The following is a 19687-nucleotide window of genomic DNA, read 5'->3' as shown; positions in this document are numbered from 1 at the left end:
TTAAAGGGCAAGACAAAAATGAAAAAACTACTGACCTCATTATTATCGCTGAGCTTGTTATCAGCGCCTGTAATGGCAAAAGATATTCTTGATAAGTTAACAGTTGCTGATGGCTTTGCTATAAGCCTGTTTGCCGATGATGTTGAAAACGCGCGTCAAATCGCGGTATCAAAAAGAGGCATTGTTTACGCAGGTTCGCGTAAAGCAGGTAATGTTTATGCACTGATTGATCATAACAGTGACGGTGTTGCAGATAAAAAGATTGTCATTGCTACTGGCCTTGAAATGCCATCAGGTTTAGCGATTAAAGATGGTGATTTATATGTGGCTGAAGTGTCACGTATCATTCGTTTTAAAGACGTAGACAAAAACCTAAAAGATCCTAAATTCGACGTGGTATACGACAAGTTTCCGACTGATCGTCACCATGGTTGGAAGTTTATTAGTTTTGCGCCAACCGGTGAGCTAATTGTGCCAGTGGGTGTGCCATGTAACATTTGTGCGGAAGACGACAAATACGGCCGCATCTTCTCGTTAGATGTTGATACAAAAGAAATTAAAACCATCGCCAAAGGTGTTCGTAACTCAGTTGGTTTTGATTATCACCCTACAACGAATGCATTTTGGTTTAGTGATAACGGCCGTGACATGATGGGCGATGACATGCCACCTTGTGAAATTAACCGTGTTGGTGAAGGTGAAGAGGGCGCGCATTATGGTTTCCCTTATGTTCACGCTGGTGCGATTTTAGATCCTGAGTTTGGCAAAGGTAAAAGTATTGCTGACTACAAATCGCCAGCCCTTGCACTTGGTGCTCATGTTGCTCCTCTAGGTATTCATTTTTATAACGGTAAGCAGTTTCCTGCTAAATACAAAGAGCAGCTTTTTGTTGCTGAGCATGGTTCGTGGAACCGTAGTAAAAAATCAGGCTATAAAGTGATGCTAGCAAACGTTGAACAAGGTCGTATTACTAAGTACACCCCGTTCATCACAGGCTTTATGCAAAACGAAGAAACATTTGGTCGCCCGGTTGCATTTGCAGAGCTTGCAGATGGCAGCTTATTGATCTCAGACGACTTTGCTAATGTGATCTATCGCGTTAGTGCTAAGAAAAAATAGGTAAGCGTTAATGAGTGATACAGATACCTTGCTGATGCAAGGCGTAGAACAACAAACAATGGGGCGCTTTACTGAAGACGCCTACTTAAACTACTCAATGTACGTCATCATGGACCGTGCTTTACCTCATGTAGGTGATGGTCTTAAGCCTGTACAGCGTCGTATCATCTATGCAATGAGCGAGCTGGGGCTATCGGCGCAAGCAAAATATAAAAAATCAGCCCGTACCGTGGGTGATGTACTAGGTAAATACCACCCCCATGGCGATAGTGCTTGTTACGAAGCGATGGTGTTAATGGCGCAGCCGTTTTCTTACCGCTACCCGCTGGTGGACGGTCAAGGTAACTGGGGTGCTGCTGATGATCCTAAATCATTTGCAGCAATGCGTTACACCGAAGCGCGTTTATCTAAGTTCTCAGAAGTTCTATTAAAAGAACTGGGTCAAGGCACGGTCGATTGGACCGCAAACTTTGACGGTACACTTGATGAGCCAATGGTGTTACCTGCGCGCTTACCGCACATCTTACTTAATGGTGTAACGGGGATTGCGGTAGGTATGGCAACCGATATTCCACCACACAATGTGCGTGAAGTTGCCAGTGCCTGTTGTCTATTACTTGATAAACCAAAGACAGAAATCGAAGAGTTGCTTGAGTTAGTGCATGCGCCTGACTACCCAACAGAAGCTGAGATCATTACACCGAAAGACGATATTCGTAAGATTTATCAAACCGGACGTGGTTCTATAAAGATGCGTGCAATTTACACTGAAGAGCAAGGTGATATAGTGATCACCGCGCTGCCTCATCAGTGTTCAGGTGCAAAAGTACTTGAGCAAATTGCAGCGCAGATGAATGCTAAAAAGTTGCCAATGGTTGCTGATTTACGTGACGAATCTGATCACGAAAATCCAACTCGTATCGTGATTGTACCGCGTTCAAACCGCATTAAAGCTGAGCCATTAATGGCACACCTATTTGCAACCACAGATTTAGAAAAGAACTACCGCGTAAACTTAAACATGCTTGGACTTGATGGTCGTCCGCAAGTTAAAGATTTACGTAGTATCTTAACTGAGTGGTTAACGTTCCGCCGTGAAACAGTTCGCCGCCGCTTACAGCACCGTTTAGATAAAGTATTAGCTCGCTTACATATTTTAGAAGGTTTATTAACGGCCTTTTTAAATATTGATGAAGTTATCGAAATTATCCGTACTGAAGATAAACCAAAGCCTGTATTAATGGAGCGTTTTGGTTTAACTGATATTCAAGCGGAAGCGATTTTAGAGTTAAAACTACGTCATTTAGCAAAACTTGAAGAGTTCAAGATTAAAGGTGAGCAGGATGAGCTTGCCCTTGAGCGTGACAAGCTAGAGCAAACGCTTGGTTCAGAGCGTCGTATGTCGACCTTGATGAAAAAAGAAATTCAAGAAGCGGCTGAAATGTATGGCGATGATCGTCGCTCACCAGTTGTTGAACGTGTTGAAGCTAAAGCGCTAAGTGAAAAAGACCTTATTCCTTCAGAGTCAGTGACCGTTGTGTTATCTGAAAAAGGTTGGGCACGTGTTGGTAAAGGCCATGATTTAGATGTTGAAGGGCTAAGTTATAAGTCAGGCGACAGCTATAAAGCCTCAGCGCGCGGTAAGAGTAACCAACCAGCAGTGTTCTTAGACTCAAGTGGTCGTGCTTTTGCTACTGATGCACACAGTTTACCTTCAGCTCGAAGCCAAGGTGAGCCAATGACAGGGCGCTTTAACTTAAGCGCAGGAGCCAACTTTGAGCATGTGGTGATGGCAGAAGACAACCAAGTGTTGTTAATGGCTTCAGATGCAGGTTATGGCTTTATAAGCGACTTTAAAGATCTGGTGAGTAAGAACAAAAACGGTAAAGCGCTGGTTAGTGTCCCTAAAGGCGGTGAATTACTCGCGCCAATTAGAGTAACTGACGTAGCAACAGATTACTGTATGGCAATTTCTAACGAAGGCCGCATGTTGTTATTCCCACTGCGTGATTTACCTAAGCTAAGCAAAGGTAAAGGAAATAAGATTATTTCTATCCCAAGTGCGAAAGTACAAGCCCGTGAAGAGTTTGTAAAAGTACTGGCTGTGGTGCCTGAGGGCAGTAGCGTAACCCTGCATGCAGGGAAACGAAAACTAACACTGAAACCGGCAGATCTTGAGCATTATCATGGTGAACGCGGTAGACGAGGTAATAAGTTACCCAGAGGCTTACAGCGTGTTGACGAAGCTGTAGTCGAAGTGACTCAAACAGATGATAGTGATGAGTCGCCAAGCGAAGTAACAGAGTAAAAACCAGAGGCCTGCAATTGCAGGCCTTTTTATTGTTAAAACGTTATGAAATTTTAAGCGTACACATGTGCGCTTAAAGCTATGGAAATGGTGTTTTTCACGTTATAATGCGCGCTGATTAGTACGAGGAGAATTCGTTTGTTAGCTATTTTTCGCATAATTTTCATGGCGTTATTCATTGTTTTAAGCTGTGTTTTTGGGCTGCTTTTATGCATCGTTAAGCCGTTTCATACTAATAACGTGCATATTATTGCGGGTTGGTTTTGCAAGGTAGCTAAAATTTTAGGTGTCAAACTAGAGCTTAAATATCACGAGACTCCAAAAAATATTGGCCCTGCTGTCTATGTAGCAAATCATCAAAATAACTATGACCTATTCACTTTACCTGCCATGGTGCCGGAGAACTGCGTAAGCCTAGGTAAAAAAAGCCTCAAATGGATCCCGTTTTTTGGTCAGCTGTATTGGTTATCGGGAAATATCTTGATTGACCGCGCTAACCGTTCAAAAGCAGCAGGCACAATCTCTAAATCAGCTGAGAAAATAAAACAAAAAGGCTTATCGGTTTGGATGTTTCCTGAGGGCACGCGAAGCTATGGTCGTGGTTTATTACCCTTCAAAACAGGTGCTTTCCACACAGCAATGAGTGCTGATGTGCCTGTTGTGCCAGTTTGTATGAGTACAACACACAAAACTATTAAGCTAAATCGCTGGGATAATGGTACAATTTACCTCGAAATGTTAGCGCCGATTTATCTTGATAAAGACGTATCTGCTCGTGACCATGCTTCACATGTTCATCAGATTATGGCTGCTAAAATAACTGAATTAGATGCTCAAGTGAGAAACAAATAATGGAAAATTGGCGCGAAATTACTGAAGACATCGTTACTTCATTACTTGAAGATGGCTCAGATCCTGAAGTACTTTATGAAGTGGAGCACCACTTTGTTAGCGAAAATTTTGAAAAGTTAGAGCAAGCCGCTTTAGCCGCTTTTAAACTGGGTTACGATGTTGAAGAACCTGCAGAACTTGAGCTAGAAGACGGCGAGAAAGTGTGGAGCTTTGACGTGGTTGTTGAGTGTGAACTTGAAGTAGAAGCGATTATGGAGGATGTAGACAAGCTAGAAGCGCTTGCTCAGCAAACCGACGTAGAATACGACGGCTGGGGTACTTACTTTCAGGAATAAACAGCTACAGAGCTGTCAGCTATCAGGGATAAAGTTAGCGAGTTGCTACTTTCTAACTTTACTCTTTCTAACTTTCCCCTTTCTAACTAATACCTATTTCGTATTCGCTACCCAATCTATAGACATTTGTAATCAATTAGCGATAATAAAAAACTCGATGTTTTTATGCGCTAAGCTCACATATGCTTATTACCTTACCCATTGCCGAACTTGTACCAGGGATGTTTGTTGACAGTGTCAGTAAGCAACAAGAGCATGTAAATAGTATTAAGATCAAAACACGTGGTTTAGTGCGTGATAAAACGATTATTCAGCGCCTGATCTCTGAAGGGGTTGAAGAGCTACTCATCGACTTTACACAAAGCGATGTTGCACTCCCTAAAAAATACCAACCAAAGCCTGAACCGGCTAAACCTAAGGTTGAACAAAAACCTGCAGCTAACGAAGCACCGCAAGGGATCACGGTTCAACAAGAGTTTCTAAAAGCCAGCGTGCATTACGAGCAGCACAGCCGAAAATTGCAAGGTTTCTACTCAGATATCACATCGGGTTTAAAGATGAATGTAGCTGTGCTTGATGATATCGCCGTTGATATAGTCAGCTCGGTATTTCGTAATCACAATGCCTTAACTATCTTAACTCGCCTTAAAGATAAACATATTTATAACTGGCGGCACATGATCAACACCGCTATTTTGGTGAGTGTGTTTGCTAAGTACCTAGGTTACAAAGAAAAGACAATTAAAGAGCTGGCAATGGGTGCATTGATGCACGATATTGGTCAGGCGAAAATGCCACAAGGTGTATTGTCAAAACCAAGCGCTTTGAACGACAACGAAATGCAAGTTGTTAAAAAGCATGTGGCGCAGAGTTTAGGTTTAGTGAAAGGTGAAAAGGGCATTACGCCGTTAATGCTCGATATGATAGTGAATCACCATGAGCGTTTAGATGGTACAGGTTACCCTCGCGGTATTGCAGCTGAAAAGCTGAGCCGTGCAGCCCGTATGATGGCAATCGTTGATGTTTATGATGCTATGACAGCAGACAGGCCGCATCAAATGGGAGAAGAGCCAATCTCAGCGCTGCGTTATTTACTTGCCAATAAGCAATTGTTTGACTCTGAGTTGGTGCAACGCTTTATTAAATGCCTAGGGGTGCACCCTGTTGGAACGATTGTGAAGTTGAATAATGAGCGCTTGGCGTTAGTGATGGAAGGTAACCACGAAAACCCAATTAAGCCGAAAATAAAGATCTTCTATAATGCCAAGCATAAGCATCATATTACTGCCAAAGATGTCGATTTAAGTGTAGAAAAAGAACTAAAAATTATTGCTAGTATTAAGCCTCTAGATTATCAGCTTAATTTGGCTCGTTTGTTAAAAGAGCATCTGCTTGTTTAGACTTAACACAGCGTTTTTTGGCACAGCGTTTTGCTGATATAAATGCACCACTAAAACAACTCGTCATTAATACCAACCACAGCAATGTGCCTTTTTCTACATGTAAGGCCACGCAACATAGTAGTAGTGATAAAACAGCACTCAGCATGGCGCCTAGCCAATAGTGATTAACTGGGTTATCGCAATCACCTGCTTTAGTGCACGCGCAATAGTTTGCTTTACAAAAATAATGAACACTCACACCGCATAACATCAGAGCCGCAATAATCAATGCGATTTCCATACTCAAACTCAACAGTAAAACCTTTATTTTTAGTCTAATGGGACAATAAACTGATGTCAATGCAAATGATAATTACTACTGTTTATTGTTTTTGTTATCAGAGCTCTGATGAGTTTTAATAGGTTGTTATCTTGTTGTTAAAATGCGGGTTTTTTACCTATTTCTAACGAAAAATTACAGCTTTTTGATCTTAATTAAGGTAATGTTCGAAAGTTTGTAATCATTAGAATAAAACATCTAATACCAACATCCAGCGCTAATCTTTTATGCTTAACTAATAGGTTGCCCTCATTGTTGGATTAGCTTTCGCACAAGTTTGCAAGAGGACACAGATTTATGAAGTTCACTAAAACACTAATTGCAGCATCACTTGCTGTTGTTTCTGCTGACAGCTTTGCTGCAGCTTTCCAATTAGCAGAGCAAAACGTTTCAGGTTTAGGTCGTGCATACGCTGGTGAAGCAGCTGTTGCAGATGACGCATCAGTTGTTGCTCGTAACCCTGCACTTATGTCTTTATTCAAAGACAAGCAAATCTCAGTAGCAGGTATCGCTGTAATTCCAGATGTAAGCTTAAAAGGCGAAAGTGCTGCATACGGCTTAGATGAAAGCTCTATCGATGACGATAGCATCGCACCATCTGCATTTATCCCTGCAGGTTACTTCACAATGCCTTTAAACGATAAAGTGTCTTTAGGCTTTGGTGCTTTTTCAAACTTCGGTCTTTCAACTGAGTTTAAAGATGACTACGCGGCAGGCTCTATTGCTGGTGAAACTGAAATCGTAACAGTTAACATGAATGCTAGCGCTTCATATAAAATCAACGAACAGTTCAGCTTAGGTCTTGGTTTAAACTATGTTTATGCTGATGCGAAAGTGATTCGTAATGCAGGTACTAACCCATTTGGCATACCAGCGAGCACGCAAATCGCTCACCTTGAAGGTGACGACTACGGCTTTGGTTGGAACATTGGTGCGATGTATCAGTTAGATGAAAACAACCGTTTTGGTTTTAACTACCGCAGTGAAACAGATATCGACTTTGAGGGCGAGTACTCAAACCAACTTCCAGCTGCAGTTGGCGGTTTTGCGGGTACTACAGTACCGGGTGAGTTAAAACTGACTTTACCAGCAATTGCTGAATTTTCTGGTTCACATCAACTTGATAAGAAGCTAGGCGTACACTACAGCATCTTATGGACTGGTTGGGACAGCTTCCAAAAATTAGAAGCTTATACACCAAGCCTTGAAACGGTTGTATTCTCTAAAGAAGAGAACTTCTCAGATTCAATGCGTTACTCTATCGGTACTGACTACCAGTACAGCGATGCACTTTTACTTCGTGCAGGTATTGCATACGATGAGTCACCAGCAGACCAATCACACCTTTCAATCTCTATCCCTGATACAGATCGTTTCTGGTTCTCGTTTGGTGGTAACTACGCATTCAGCGAAAACTCAAATGTTGACTTAGGTGTAAGTATCCTTCGTGGTAAAACACAAAACTTCTCTGAAAAAGACAGCCTAGCTGCTTCTTTAGGCCAAGATGTTTCATGGGAATATGAATCTAAAGGTCACGCAGTTCTAATTGGTGCTCAGTACAACTACAAATTTTAATTGTGACGCGACGTAAAGTCGCTGCTACAGAGCATTAAAAAGCCGCGCTATAACAATGTTATAGCGCGGCTTTTTTGTAAGCGCGAATAAATCGCGCTTTATATATGCTGTTATAGACTTTCGATTTTCGCTTTTTGCGCTAATAGTTTGTCTTTCGCATCTGTAAACTCAGCCAGCTTAGCATGCTCTTTAGCAAGTACAGCTTCTGGCGCGTTATTTACGAACTTCTCGTTAGCTAATTTGTTATTAACTTGAGCTAAGCCTTTCTCTGCTTTTTCAAGTTGCTTCGCGATACGAGCTAGTTCAGCTTCAACATCGATTAGGCCAGCCATTGGGATCATGATCTCAAGGTTACCAACATACGATGTTGCACATGCTGGTGCATCGTCTTTGTTATCTAGTAACGTGAACTCTTCAAGCTTAGCAAGAGACGCTAAGAATGCTTCGTTATCCGTTAAGCGACGCTTGTCTTCGTCAGACGCATTAGCAAGCAATACCGATAATGGTTTGCTTGGGCTGATATCCATTTCACCACGGATGTTACGAATAGCAAGAATGAATTGCTTAACCCACTCAAGGTCGTCCATCGCTTGGCTATCAACATTTGCTTCATTGTATACAGGGAAACCTTGAACCATGATGCTAGTGCCCGCAGTTTCGATACCTGCAAGTGGTGCAACACGTTGCCAAATCGTTTCTGTGATGTATGGCATTAACGGGTGCATTAAGCGAAGTAGGCTTTCTAATACCGTGATTAAGGTATGACGAGTGCCACGTTGCTGTGCTTCGTTACCTTTAAACAATACTGGTTTAGTAAGTTCTAGGTACCAGTCACAGAATTGGTTCCAAGTGAACTCATAAATGGTGTTTGCAGCTAGGTCAAAACGGTAGTTTTCTAGATGCTCAGTATAGGTTTTAACAGTTGCTTCAAACTGGCCTAAAACCCAACGATCAGCGAGTGAGTACTGTTTTTCAGCATCTGTAGCGAAACCACAGTCTTGCTCTTCTGTGTTCATCAATACGTAACGACTTGCGTTCCATAGTTTGTTACAGAAGTTACGGTAACCTTCAAGACGGTTCATATCCCAGTTGATATCACGACCCGTTGAAGCCATTGCAGCAAGGGTGAAACGCAGTGCGTCTGTACCGTGTGCTTCGATACCGTTTTCGAATGTTTTACGAGTGTTCTTCTCAATCTTCTTCGCTAGTTGTGGCTGCATCATATTACCAGTGCGCTTTTCAACTAGGCTTTCAAGATCGATACCGTCAATCATGTCGATAGGATCAAGTACGTTACCTTTCGATTTAGACATCTTATCGCCGTTTTCATCGCGGATAAGGCCAGTTACGTAAACGGTTTTAAATGGTACTTGTGGCTTGCCGTCTTCATCTTTGATGAAGTGCATGGTCATCATGATCATACGTGCAACCCAGAAGAAGATGATGTCGAAACCTGTTACCAATACGTCAGACGGGTGGAACGTTTTTAAATCGTCTGTGTTTGCCGGCCAGCCTTGCGTTGAGAAAGTCCAAAGCGCAGACGAGAACCAGGTATCTAAAACGTCTTCGTCTTGCTTAAGTGCAACATCATCAGCAAGGTTGTTATCGCGGCGTACTTCAGCTTCGTCACGACCAACGTATACGTTACCTTCGTTGTCGTACCAAGCAGGGATGCGGTGACCCCACCAAAGCTGACGTGAAATACACCAGTCTTGTACGTCGTTCATCCACGAGAAGTACATGTTCTCGTATTGTTGAGGAACAAATTTAATGTCGCCATTTTTAACTGCTTCTTTTGCAGGCTCAGCAAGTGGTGCTACGCGAACGTACCACTGATCAGTAAGAAGAGGCTCAATCACTACGCCAGAACGGTCACCGAAAGGTACAGTTAGGCTGTGATCTTCAATTTTTTCTAATAGGCCAAGTTCTTCAAATTCGCTCACAATCGCTTTACGTGCATCAAAGCGGTCAAGGCCGTGTAGGCGCTCAGGGATTGGCGCATCTAATTCAAGCTCTTTACCGTCGAATGTGTAGCTTTCGCCTTCGCTTAATACCGCTGCATCTTTATTAAAGATGTTGATCATTGGTAGTTGGTGACGTTTACCTACTTCGTTATCGTTAAAATCGTGGGCAGGCGTGATTTTCACACAACCTGTGCCTTTTTCCATGTCTGCATGTTCATCGGCAACAATTGGAATACGACGGTTTACGATAGGCAGTAAAATTTCTTTACCGATCAGATCTTGGTAACGCTCATCATCAGGGTTAACAGCAACACCTGAATCACCTAGCATTGTTTCAGGACGTGTTGTCGCAACAATGATGTAGTCTTTACCATCTTTGGTTTTTACGCCATCAGCAAGTGGGTAACGTAGGTTCCACATGTGACCTTGTTTGTCTTTGTTTTCAACTTCAAGATCAGAAATCGCAGTGTGTAGCTTAGGATCCCAGTTAACTAGGCGCTTACCACGGTAGATTAAATCTTCTTTGTGAAGACGTACGAATACTTCTTTAACCGCTTCAGAAAGGCCTTCGTCCATAGTGAAACGCTCACGGTCCCAATCTACAGAAGCGCCTAAACGACGTAATTGTTTAGTGATCGTGCCACCAGAGTGGTTTTTCCACTCCCAGATTTTATCGATAAATGCTTCACGGCCTAGGTCGTGACGTGTTTTACCTTCTTCAGCAGCAAGCTTACGCTCAACAAGCATTTGCGTTGCGATACCTGCGTGGTCAGTACCTACTTGCCATAAAGTGTTGTTGCCTTGCATACGCTTTAAACGCGTTAGCGTATCCATGATGGTATCTTGGAACGCGTGGCCCATGTGTAAGCTACCCGTGACGTTTGGTGGCGGGATCATAATTGAGTATGCGTCACCTTGGCCAGACGGTTTAAAGTAGCCATTTTCTTCCCAGCCTTGGTATAAAGACTGTTCAATATCTTGCGGATTATAGGTTTTATCCATTACACAGAACCTTAAATAAATGCTTAAATGTCAATTTCTTGCGTTGCAATATGGGCGCCCAGTTGGCGAAGCTTTTTAAACCGCTCACGGGCGGCTTGCTTAGCATTTGGCTCAACGGGTACGAAATCATAAACCTGCTGAAAACGGCGAATAAAATCCGGTAGGTGTTCAGCTAAGTTGATTAATATTTTTCTGTTGCCGACAGGTGGAGTCATACCAATTTCAACCGGAGCGCCACCTTTAGGGCCTTCACCTTGTAAGTTATGTGGTACAAAACTATCTGGTTCAAATGACCAAATGATGTCGTCGATTGTGTGGGCCGTGTCGGTGTTATCAGCGTAAATAAATACGCGATGACCTAGACGATACTGATCCGCAGCAATTTTAGCTGCCAGATCGAAAACAGCGCCAGCCGTTTGGTGGGCACTATCATCTTGTTTTAGAACGTAAAATTGTGCGTTCATATTCATAGTGACTTTCGTCCCCACAGATACACAGATCAAAGCAGGGATTTTGACATAGAACGCGAATTGCTTCAATTAATAAGGCGCCATTTGGCGCCTTATTTAGGGTTAGTTTTAAGCTTACGGTAAGGCTTAATCGTGACTTGCTTCACTCACGCCTGCGCGGTTCAGTAAATACTGAGTCAACATAGGCACCGGACGACCGGTTGCGCCTTTGTTTTTACCGCCGCTGCGCCATGCTGTACCTGCGATATCTAAATGCGCCCAATTGTATTTTTTGGTGAATTTAGATAAGAAGCATGCCGCTGTAATCGTACCTGCAGCACGGCCACCTAAGTTGGTGAAATCAGCGAATGGGCTTTCAAGTTGCTCTTGATAGTCATCCCATAAAGGTAACTGCCATGCGCGGTCGCCACTTTGCTCAGACGCTTTTAGTAGGTCATGGGCAAGTGGGTTGTGGTTTGATAGTAAACCTGTAGCATGTGAACCCAGCGCGATAATACACGCACCTGTCAGTGTTGCTACATCGACAACGGTATCAGGTTCAAAGCGCTCAACATAAGTGAGTGCATCACACAGTACTAAACGGCCTTCAGCGTCGGTATTTAACACTTCAACTGTTTGCCCCGACATAGTTGTTAAGATATCACCCGGGCGATAAGCGTTTGAGCCTGGCATGTTTTCACAACCTGCTAAAACACCGACAACGTTAATCGGTAATTGCATTTGCACTAAAGCGCGCATAGTACCAATAACACCTGCTGCACCACCCATGTCGTATTTCATTTCATCCATGGCTTCGCCTGGTTTGATCGAAATACCACCTGAGTCAAAGGTTAAGCCTTTACCCACTAACACGATTGGCGCTTGGTCTTTGTCGCCACCTTGATAGTTGATCACCGACATAACCGATTCATTAGCACTACCACGGCCAACCGCTAGGTATGAATTCATGCCCAGCTCTGCCATTTTTTCTTCGCCAATGATATCAACGCTTACATTATCGAAATTATCAGCAATTTCTTGTGCTTGCTCACCTAAATAAGCTGGGTTACAGATATTTGGCGGCATGTTAGCAACGTCTTTACATAACTTGCTACCAGCAGCGATGGCTAAGCCATGCTCAATTGCACTTTCGCCAATAGTCAACTCGCGACGCGTTGGCACGTTGAAAACAATTTTACGTAGTGGGCGACGTGGGTCGCTCTTTTTGCTTTTCAGTTGATTGAAGGTATACAAGCAGTCTTGAGTTGTTTCAACTGCTTGGCGTACTTTCCAATAAGTGTCACGGCTTTTAACGTGTTGCTCAGTTAAAAAGCATACCGCTTCCATTGAACCTGTTTCGTTTAGCGTGTTTATCGTTTTTGAGATGATTTGTTTATATTGTTTGTCATCAAGCTCACGCTCTTTACCACAACCTACTAGTAGTACACGCTCGCTCAGTACGTTAGGTACATGATGCAATAGCAATACTTGTCCTGGTTTACCTTCAAGGTCACCACGGCGTAGTAAGTTTGAGATATAACCGTCACTGATTTTATCTAATTGTTCACCAATGGGGGATAAACGACGTGGCTCATAAACGCCTACTACAATACATGCGCTACGTTGCTTTTCTGGACTACCACTTTTTACGCTAAATTCCATTGTTACTCCTGATATTGAGTCGTATAACCTTAGTTTATAAGGGTAAGAAATTCTTTTTCGAGTCCTTTCTTACATTTTTTAGTTTAATAGCACTAATCTTAGTACATAAACTATGACTCTATTTATGTGTTTTTGAACTTTATCTTAATGTGAATATCAATATCACATAATAGACGCCATCTGCACCATTTATGCAAGATTATATGTTCTTGCTAGGTATGATATTTAACTTTGATGGCATATAATAAAGTGAGTAAAATAACTAGTTTACTCAAAATTCCTTACTATTCCAGTGAAACTCGATGTTTAACAGGGGCGAGCATTGCTAATTTTTCGTTATTTGACCACTGAAGTCTTCAAGTCGCAGGTCGCCGTATTTTTAACTTTGATGACTATTTTTGTGTCTCAAAAGTTTGTTGTTATTTTAGGAGACGCCTCAGAAGGGGGTCTTCCAGCTAAACTTGTGCTTTCGATGATTGCACTAAAACTTCCTCAACTTGCTTCCCTTATTCTGCCTTTGAGTATCTTCTTAGGGATTATTTTGGCCTACAGTCGCATTTATGCAGACAGCGAAATGACTGTTTTCAAAGCCTGTGGTGTCAGTGAGTGGTATGTGGTTCGTGTCACGCTTATCTCAAGTACTGCGATGGCTATTTTAGCCGGTGCGCTTACTCTTTATGTTGCGCCGTGGGCCAGTGAGCAAGAATATCAATTAAAAGAGCAAGCCAAAGCTGATGCAGGCTTATCGGCATTACGTGCAGGGCGTTTTCAGCAAACGGGTAATGAGAAAGCCGTAGTCTTCATTCACAACATCGAAAATAGCGGTAAAGAGCTACACAAGGTATTTGTTGCACAGCTACCAGATCGTGAAAAAGGTGACTTAGCCCGTTTAGTATATGCAGAGCGTGGTGTGGTGATTGAGCAAGATAACGGTGAGCAGCAACTTGTTCTTAATGATGGTAAGCGCTATGAAACAGATGGCGAGTCTGCTGCGTTAAACCTAACAGAGTTCGATGGTTACAGTGTGCAAATTCAAGATCAAGAAATAGAGCACCAGAGTCGTAAGTTAGAAGCTATACCAACGTTTGATTTATTCAAAATGAAAACCTCTGAAGCTATTGCACAGTGGCAGTGGCGTTTAGCTATTCCGCTTTCAATTCCATTATTAACTTTACTCGCAGTACCTTTGAGTGTGGTGAATCCGCGCCAAGGTAAATTCGCTAAATTGGTGCCTGCAATCAGTTTGTATTTAGGGTACTTCATTTTATTGAATGCAGCTAAGTTTGCTGTTGAAGATGGTAAAATTCCGCCTTCAATTGGCTTATGGTGGATCCATTTATCAGCCTTGTTTATTGGTGGTTTCTTGATTATAAAAGGTCGTCCGCTCGGCGCATGGTTAAAGGCAGTTGTGACTAAGCGGGAGTTAAGCGCATGATGAAAACACTCGACTGGTATTTAGGTCGCAGCATAATTCAAACCACCGGTTTTGCTTTAATGGTTCTGGTAGGTATTAGTACCCTCATTAAGTTTATTGAGCAGTTAAAATCAGTTGGCCGTGGTAGCTATGATATTGCAACTGCGTTGATTTACACCCTGTATAGCATGCCGGGTGATTTAGTTATCTTTTTCCCAATGGCAGCCTTGATTGGTGGCTTAACAGGTTTAGGTGCGTTGGCATCAAACAGTGAGCTGGTCGTTATGCAAGCGGCGGGTATGTCACGCCTGCAAATTATTGCATCAGTCATGAAAACCGCGATGTTTATGGCGATTTGTATGATGGCGCTAGGTGAATGGGGTGCCCCAGAAGCACAGCTCAAAGCAAAAGAAATACGTAACCAAGCGATTTATGGTGGTGATGTATTTAATGCTAAGCAAGGTGTGTGGGCGAAAGATGGTAGCAACTTCATTAATATTGAAGATGTCGATCAGCAAGGCACTTTACGTGGCGTGCATATGTATCACTTTGATAAATCGTTACAACTTACTCAAATTACCAAGGCAGAAGAGGCAATAAACCGTAAAGATGGTTGGTTACTTCGTGATGTAAATAAAGTAATGATCACGCCAGAGCAGATCAGTACTGAGCAGCATAAAGAAGAGTTTTACGACTCGCAGCTGACCGCCGAAAAATTAGGAGTGGTGTCGGTTAAGCCCGAAGCGCTGTCGTTTACTGGGCTTTGGTCATATTTAGGTTATTTGCAGCAAAATGAGCAAGACACCAGCACTTATGAGCTAGCACTATGGCGTAAGATCATGCAGCCTGTATCTATCGCCGTTATGTTGTTAGTTGCTTTATCGTTTATATTCGGCCCGCTTCGCACAGTAACCATGGGCGCACGTATCATCATGGGTGTTATAACCGGTATTACTTTCCACTTAACCAATGAGATATTTGGTCCTGTGGTGATGGTTTACCAAATTCCAGCTGTGGTTGGTGCTGTGTTACCAAGCCTACTGTTTATAGGGTTTGCAACTTATCTATTGAATAAACGAGTGTAATGCTCGTTTAAAAAGCACAAAAAAAGCGTGGTTTGAGCCACGCTTTTTTGTGCTTGCTGTGTTGCTTAATCACTTAATCAAGTGAGCGATAAATACGTTTATTTTCTTCTTTGGTGAGGGTGATCACTTCTGTTTTTGCGATGTAATCTTGTAAGGCACGCTTATTTTTAAAATCGACCAACACCACTAAGTTACCTAAACCTAATAGTGCAGTAATGGCTCTAAGTGCACCTTGATGCCAGCTAATTAAATGACCATCGAGAGTTTGCACCTTCAAACGCCATGCACGCATACCAATAGTTTGGCCGCTCTTAGCCCAAAAATAGCTAAAGAAACTAACACTCACTACTACCAATAATGCACTACGAATGCCATACAGTAGTGGCGAGTTTTGAATGAAAGCAGATACATCTTCAGCGTCACCAATACTTAGTAAGTCTAAAGAAATTAGCCCTTGAACAGCTAATAAATACAGTACGGTTGTCAGCATCGCAAAAGCAATGATAACCAAGGTATCGTAGATTAAAGAGGCAAAGCGGCGCCAGAAACCGGCACGTGGAAACTCAGCTGACATAAACAATCTCGTCCAATTAAATTGCGCAGTAGTTTAGCAAAGTCCTTCGCAAACAAGAAATACTTAACGGCCGTTTAGCAAGTCGACAAACAGGTCTGACCTGCTATAGTTGAGAAAATAATAAAAATGAGCACACAGTTATGGCCGTTTCTCAAAGCGAAACTCACCAAGTATTTAATCAACCCAAACCACTTGAAAACTACAACGCCTATGAGGCCGACAGGGTACTTCAATACTGGCAAAATCGTTTTGCTGGGCAATGGGGAACTGCGCATTTAACGGCGTTTGGGGAGCAAGTGGGAGGTGTATTACTGCAAGCTGGGTTCTTAGCAAACAAACACTTACCCGAATTAACAACTCACAGCCGCTTTGGCGAACGCATAGACCAAGTTGATTATCATCCAAGTTACCATCAGCTAATGCAGCATGCTATAGAGCAAGGGCACTGCGCTTTGCCTTGGCAGCAAAAGAAAGCCGGTAGCCATGTTGTAAGAGCGGTAATGGCGGTGCTACACAATCATGCTGATCCGGGCTCTGGTTGCCCATTAACCATGACGTTTGCTAGTGTGCCTGCCATTGCGAGTCAAGAAAATGTAGCGGCTATGTGGCTACCTAAAATACTGGCAAATCATTACGATTCTGACAATAAGCCTTGGACAGAGAAAAAAGGTGTCACCATAGGTATGGCGATGACCGAAAAACAGGGCGGCTCTGATGTTCGGGCTAATACCACTAAAGCAGACGCCATCAATGAAAGTGGTGCAGGGCAATTATATGCTTTAACCGGCCACAAATGGTTTTGCTCAGCGCCTATGAGCGACGCCTTTTTGGTACTTGCTAATACCGATGACAAGCAGTTATCTTGCTTTTTAGTGCCGCGCTGGCTCGAAACTGGCGAGAAAAATGCCATGTATATTCAGCGCTTAAAAAGTAAATTAGGTAATCAATCAAATGCGAGTTCTGAAATTGAATTCAGAGGCGCGCATGGCTGGTTACTCGGTGAGCCGGGGCGAGGCATTGCCACTATTATTCAAATGGTCGCTTTAACTCGTTATGACTGCATGTTGGGTTCAAGCTCGCTGATGTTACAAGCAGTAAAAGAAGCGATATGGCATACAGCTGGGCGCAGTGTATTTGGTAAAAACTTGCATCAACAGCCGCTCATGCTCAATGTATTGGCTGATTTAGCTATCGAAGCTGAGGCTGCACTTGCCATTTCAATGCGTATTGCTCATGCCCTTGATAATCAAGATGATAGTAATGAAGTGGCATTAATACGCAGCGCCACAGCAATCGGTAAATATTGGATCTGTAAGCGGGCAGTGCAGCACACTTATGAGGCTATGGAATGTATTGGTGGTGTGGGTTATGTACAAGACAACATTACCAGCCGACTTTATAAAGAAGCGCCGGTAAACTCTATCTGGGAAGGTTCTGGTAATGTGCAATGCCTCGACCTTCTACGCGTGTTTAGCCGTGAACCAGAATCACTTGAGGTGCTTATTAATGAGCTTGAAAAAGCGCGCAGTTTGCACCCCGATTTTGCGATAAAGCTCGATGAACTTAAAGAGGTGCTCACAGATACCGCAAACCTCGAAATGCATGCTCGGCGCATAATTGAAAAGCTCGCGTTGCTTTGGCAAGCAGCAACGCTATTACAATTTGGTGAGCCACTTATTGCCGATGCGTTTGTAAAAAGTCGTTTAAGTAGCGCAGGGTTTAGTCAGTACGGCTGCCTGAGTCATGATATCGATTGTCAGGCGATTGTTTCGCGAATGATGCCAAAACTCTAAAGTTAACAACTTGTTTAATTATTGTGCGATTGATCAGTGACGCCGCACAAAACGCTTGCTGCCTTACCCATTCTTTGTATAATGCTTGGCATAGAGACAAAAGCAGTTAAAAAAGCTTTTGCTCTAAAGTGGTTTTTCTTTATCTTCTCGTGTTTAGAAGGTGAAAGAAAAATGAAGCCAGTATGATGGAATTGGTAGACATGACGGATTCAAAATCCGTTGCCTTCGGGCGTGGCGGTTCAAGTCCGCCTACTGGTACCACTTTTATGACCCCAGCAGTTTTGCTGGGGTTTTTTTATGCCTGAAAAGTAGTTTGCGGACTTGAGCGCCACGCGGGGCGTGGCACTGAAGCAAGTAAAAGCCCTCCTACTGGCACCAATTTTTAACCCGTTGATTTTAAAAGGATCTTTTCTTTTCTGCAATGTGTTTTTTCTTAGTCACATCCATTTTTTTATAAAATTAACCCAAACTGTGACGATTTTTTGCCACAGCTCACTTCTATTAACTTGAATTTTTGTAAGCTGGATTTTGAATCCGCCGCGTCAATATGAAAGTAAAAACTAAATCCCTTACTAGGTAAGGCTTGTAGCCCTAAATGGAGTAATAACCAGAAAACCTTCCGTGTCTTCTGGTCTTTCCCCGTTACTTTTACTCTAGCTAAACGCTATTTCAACCGTGAACACGACCAGCTCGACATAATCAATTAAGTTGGTTAGAAACAGCTCGACTAGTTCATCTCCACTCTATTTGGCCAGCAAGCCTAAATGCAAATGAGTAACCTCGGCTGATTGAAAACATACATCGATTTCTTTCACCAATTTAGGGTATCCAATACCTTGGTAGCTAAAGTTAGTGATGTAATCAAAATGCCAAAACCCCTTTGCTTAATCAGCCTTATCTCGACAGGGTGAAAACCACCGTTTTCAGGAATGTAGTTAACATCTGTGAAATTAAAGATGATACTAGTAGCTAATTAGTTAGCGTTAGCCCATTTAGTCAGTTTAATGCTAAGAGTAGCTTTTCAGACACAGCAAAGTACTGGCTTTGGTCAAAAGTCAGTTTCATTATGATTTAATTTTTTAGTTTGCTAGAGAACCCTAGCGCTGGGATAGCAGTATGAACTGGTGCTATTTACTTACTGTTGCGAGCTTAATTAATGCCTATCTTCTGCTCTTAAAATTCTTATTATGATCTTCCCCTGAATTCATAGACACCTAGCTTACCGATTTGTATCGGACTTCAAACTCTTCAGGGGAAGCTCACTACAACGATGAATACATTGTAAATAGATATAGGTATAGCGGATATTCAGTCACCCCTATTAGCTAATCTCAATTACTACGGATGAAAAGTTCGTTGCATAGTTTCAAAAATATGCTGAGGACATAGCCTCGGCAAATGAAAAGCTGGATTGTCTTAGAATAATAGGGTAGTAGAATAATAGGGTAGTAGAATAATAGGGTAGTAGAATAATAGGGTAGTAGAATAATAGGGTAGTAGAATAATAGGGTAGTAGAATAATAGGGTAGTAGAATGATAGGGTAGTAGAATAATAAGGTGGTAGAATAATAAGGTGGTAGGATAATGGGGTAGTATAATAATTGGGTAGTAGAATAATTGGGTAGTAGAATAATGGAGTGGTAGAGTAATGGAGTGGTGGAATAATGGAGTAGTGGAATAATGGAGTAGTGGAATAATGGAGTAGTGGAATAATGGAGTAGTGGAATAATGGAGTAGTGTAATAATGGAGTAGTGTAATAATGGAGTAGTGGAATAATGGAGTAGTGGAATAATGGAGTAGTGTAATAATGGAGTAGTGTAATAATGGAGTAG

At 42.4% G+C, this 19687-nt stretch carries 14 protein-coding genes, 1 tRNA gene and 1 pseudogene; 10 read left to right on the top strand and 6 right to left on the bottom strand.

Annotation, left to right across the window (positions count from 1 at the left end; genetic code table 11):
- The first annotated feature begins 18 nt into the window (after positions 1 to 18).
- The 5 genes from HUS62_RS04195 to HUS62_RS04175 all read left to right on the top strand — a co-directional run bounded on the left by HUS62_RS04195 (position 19) and on the right by HUS62_RS04175 (position 6014).
- Positions 19 to 1119: a sorbosone dehydrogenase family protein gene (locus HUS62_RS04195; protein WP_175078637.1), complete on the top strand. Its 1101-nt coding sequence runs from the start codon at positions 19 to 21 to the stop codon at positions 1117 to 1119.
- 10 nt (positions 1120 to 1129) lie between these two features.
- Entirely contained in the window at positions 1130 to 3427 is a 2298-nt protein-coding gene (gene parC / locus HUS62_RS04190; RefSeq protein WP_175078636.1) for a DNA topoisomerase IV subunit A, read from the top strand.
- Positions 3428 to 3592: 165 nt separating this feature from the next.
- Entirely contained in the window at positions 3593 to 4279 is a 687-nt protein-coding gene (locus tag HUS62_RS04185) for a 1-acylglycerol-3-phosphate O-acyltransferase (RefSeq protein WP_082389235.1), read from the top strand.
- Positions 4279 to 4614, top strand: coding sequence for a ribonuclease E inhibitor RraB (gene rraB / locus HUS62_RS04180; RefSeq protein WP_054562721.1), 336 nt, complete (start codon positions 4279 to 4281; stop codon positions 4612 to 4614). Before HUS62_RS04185 ends, rraB begins: the two co-directional genes overlap by 1 nt.
- A gap of 182 nt (positions 4615 to 4796) precedes the next feature.
- A complete protein-coding gene (locus tag HUS62_RS04175) occupies positions 4797 to 6014 on the top strand; it encodes an HD-GYP domain-containing protein (RefSeq protein ID WP_054562720.1) in 1218 nt (405 codons plus the stop codon).
- Here the strand turns inward: HUS62_RS04175 and HUS62_RS04170 are convergent.
- Complete coding sequence (locus HUS62_RS04170) at positions 5974 to 6297, bottom strand: hypothetical protein (RefSeq protein WP_175078730.1); 324 nt, start codon at positions 6295 to 6297, stop codon at positions 5974 to 5976. The genes HUS62_RS04175 and HUS62_RS04170 overlap by 41 nt on opposite strands.
- A gap of 336 nt (positions 6298 to 6633) precedes the next feature.
- Between HUS62_RS04170 and HUS62_RS04165 the strand changes: the two genes are divergently transcribed.
- Positions 6634 to 7911: an outer membrane protein transport protein gene (locus HUS62_RS04165; protein ID WP_175078635.1), complete on the top strand. Its 1278-nt coding sequence runs from the start codon at positions 6634 to 6636 to the stop codon at positions 7909 to 7911.
- A gap of 110 nt (positions 7912 to 8021) precedes the next feature.
- Here the strand turns inward: HUS62_RS04165 and HUS62_RS04160 are convergent, their stop codons facing one another.
- The 3 genes from HUS62_RS04160 to pepA all read right to left on the bottom strand — a co-directional run bounded on the left by HUS62_RS04160 (position 8022) and on the right by pepA (position 12988).
- Positions 8022 to 10877 (bottom strand): valine--tRNA ligase, encoded by a 2856-nt coding sequence (locus tag HUS62_RS04160; RefSeq protein ID WP_175078634.1) that lies wholly within the window; start codon positions 10875 to 10877, stop codon positions 8022 to 8024.
- 23 nt (positions 10878 to 10900) lie between these two features.
- Positions 10901 to 11347: a DNA polymerase III subunit chi gene (locus HUS62_RS04155; protein WP_054562716.1), complete on the bottom strand. Its 447-nt coding sequence runs from the start codon at positions 11345 to 11347 to the stop codon at positions 10901 to 10903.
- Between the two features lie 126 nt (positions 11348 to 11473).
- Positions 11474 to 12988, bottom strand: a complete 1515-nt coding sequence (pepA, locus tag HUS62_RS04150) for a leucyl aminopeptidase (RefSeq protein WP_054552638.1) — start codon at positions 12986 to 12988, stop codon at positions 11474 to 11476.
- A gap of 322 nt (positions 12989 to 13310) precedes the next feature.
- Between pepA and lptF the strand changes: the two genes are divergently transcribed.
- Together lptF and lptG are read left to right on the top strand one after the other, a co-directional pair.
- Positions 13311 to 14423, top strand: a complete 1113-nt coding sequence (gene lptF, locus HUS62_RS04145) for an LPS export ABC transporter permease LptF (protein ID WP_175078633.1) — start codon at positions 13311 to 13313, stop codon at positions 14421 to 14423.
- Positions 14420 to 15487: an LPS export ABC transporter permease LptG gene (lptG, locus tag HUS62_RS04140; protein WP_054562714.1), complete on the top strand. Its 1068-nt coding sequence runs from the start codon at positions 14420 to 14422 to the stop codon at positions 15485 to 15487. The genes lptF and lptG overlap by 4 nt, the downstream gene beginning before the upstream one ends.
- 73 nt (positions 15488 to 15560) lie before the next feature.
- Here the strand turns inward: lptG and HUS62_RS04135 are convergent, their stop codons facing one another.
- Positions 15561 to 16061 carry an RDD family protein gene (locus HUS62_RS04135; RefSeq protein WP_058586574.1) on the bottom strand — a complete coding sequence of 167 codons (501 nt, stop codon included), beginning with the start codon at positions 16059 to 16061 and terminating at the stop codon, positions 15561 to 15563.
- Between the two features lie 140 nt (positions 16062 to 16201).
- On the opposite strand from HUS62_RS04135, the gene HUS62_RS04130 reads away from it, so the two are divergent.
- Positions 16202 to 17854: an acyl-CoA dehydrogenase family protein gene (locus tag HUS62_RS04130; protein WP_175078632.1), complete on the top strand. Its 1653-nt coding sequence runs from the start codon at positions 16202 to 16204 to the stop codon at positions 17852 to 17854.
- A 176-nt stretch (positions 17855 to 18030) separates the two neighbouring features.
- Positions 18031 to 18115 (top strand) — tRNA-Leu (locus HUS62_RS04125).
- A 482-nt stretch (positions 18116 to 18597) separates the two neighbouring features.
- Here the strand turns inward: HUS62_RS04125 and HUS62_RS23480 are convergent.
- Positions 18598 to 18812 (bottom strand): annotated as a pseudogene (locus HUS62_RS23480) (DUF2787 family protein).
- Positions 18813 to 19687: the final 875 nt, after the last annotated feature.

This window comes from Pseudoalteromonas sp. 0303 (genome assembly GCF_013349995.1).
Lineage (GTDB): Bacteria > Pseudomonadota > Gammaproteobacteria > Enterobacterales > Alteromonadaceae > Pseudoalteromonas.
The sequence above is the reverse complement of the archived record's forward strand: the minus strand, read 5'-3'. Positions and strand labels throughout refer to the sequence as shown.

Coding starts and splice junctions, on each gene's coding strand:
- HUS62_RS04175 (WP_054562720.1), top strand. CDS start 4,797: ATGCTTATTACCTTACCCATTGCCGAACTTGTACCAGGGATGTTTGTT.
- HUS62_RS04170 (WP_175078730.1), bottom strand. CDS start 6,297: ATGGAAATCGCATTGATTATTGCGGCTCTGATGTTATGCGGTGTGAGT.
- lptG (WP_054562714.1), top strand. CDS start 14,420: ATGATGAAAACACTCGACTGGTATTTAGGTCGCAGCATAATTCAAACC.
- parC (WP_175078636.1), top strand. CDS start 1,130: ATGAGTGATACAGATACCTTGCTGATGCAAGGCGTAGAACAACAAACA.
- HUS62_RS04155 (WP_054562716.1), bottom strand. CDS start 11,347: ATGAATATGAACGCACAATTTTACGTTCTAAAACAAGATGATAGTGCC.
- rraB (WP_054562721.1), top strand. CDS start 4,279: ATGGAAAATTGGCGCGAAATTACTGAAGACATCGTTACTTCATTACTT.
- HUS62_RS04165 (WP_175078635.1), top strand. CDS start 6,634: ATGAAGTTCACTAAAACACTAATTGCAGCATCACTTGCTGTTGTTTCT.
- HUS62_RS04185 (WP_082389235.1), top strand. CDS start 3,593: ATGGCGTTATTCATTGTTTTAAGCTGTGTTTTTGGGCTGCTTTTATGC.
- HUS62_RS04130 (WP_175078632.1), top strand. CDS start 16,202: ATGGCCGTTTCTCAAAGCGAAACTCACCAAGTATTTAATCAACCCAAA.
- HUS62_RS04160 (WP_175078634.1), bottom strand. CDS start 10,877: ATGGATAAAACCTATAATCCGCAAGATATTGAACAGTCTTTATACCAA.
- pepA (WP_054552638.1), bottom strand. CDS start 12,988: ATGGAATTTAGCGTAAAAAGTGGTAGTCCAGAAAAGCAACGTAGCGCA.
- HUS62_RS04135 (WP_058586574.1), bottom strand. CDS start 16,061: ATGTCAGCTGAGTTTCCACGTGCCGGTTTCTGGCGCCGCTTTGCCTCT.
- HUS62_RS04195 (WP_175078637.1), top strand. CDS start 19: ATGAAAAAACTACTGACCTCATTATTATCGCTGAGCTTGTTATCAGCG.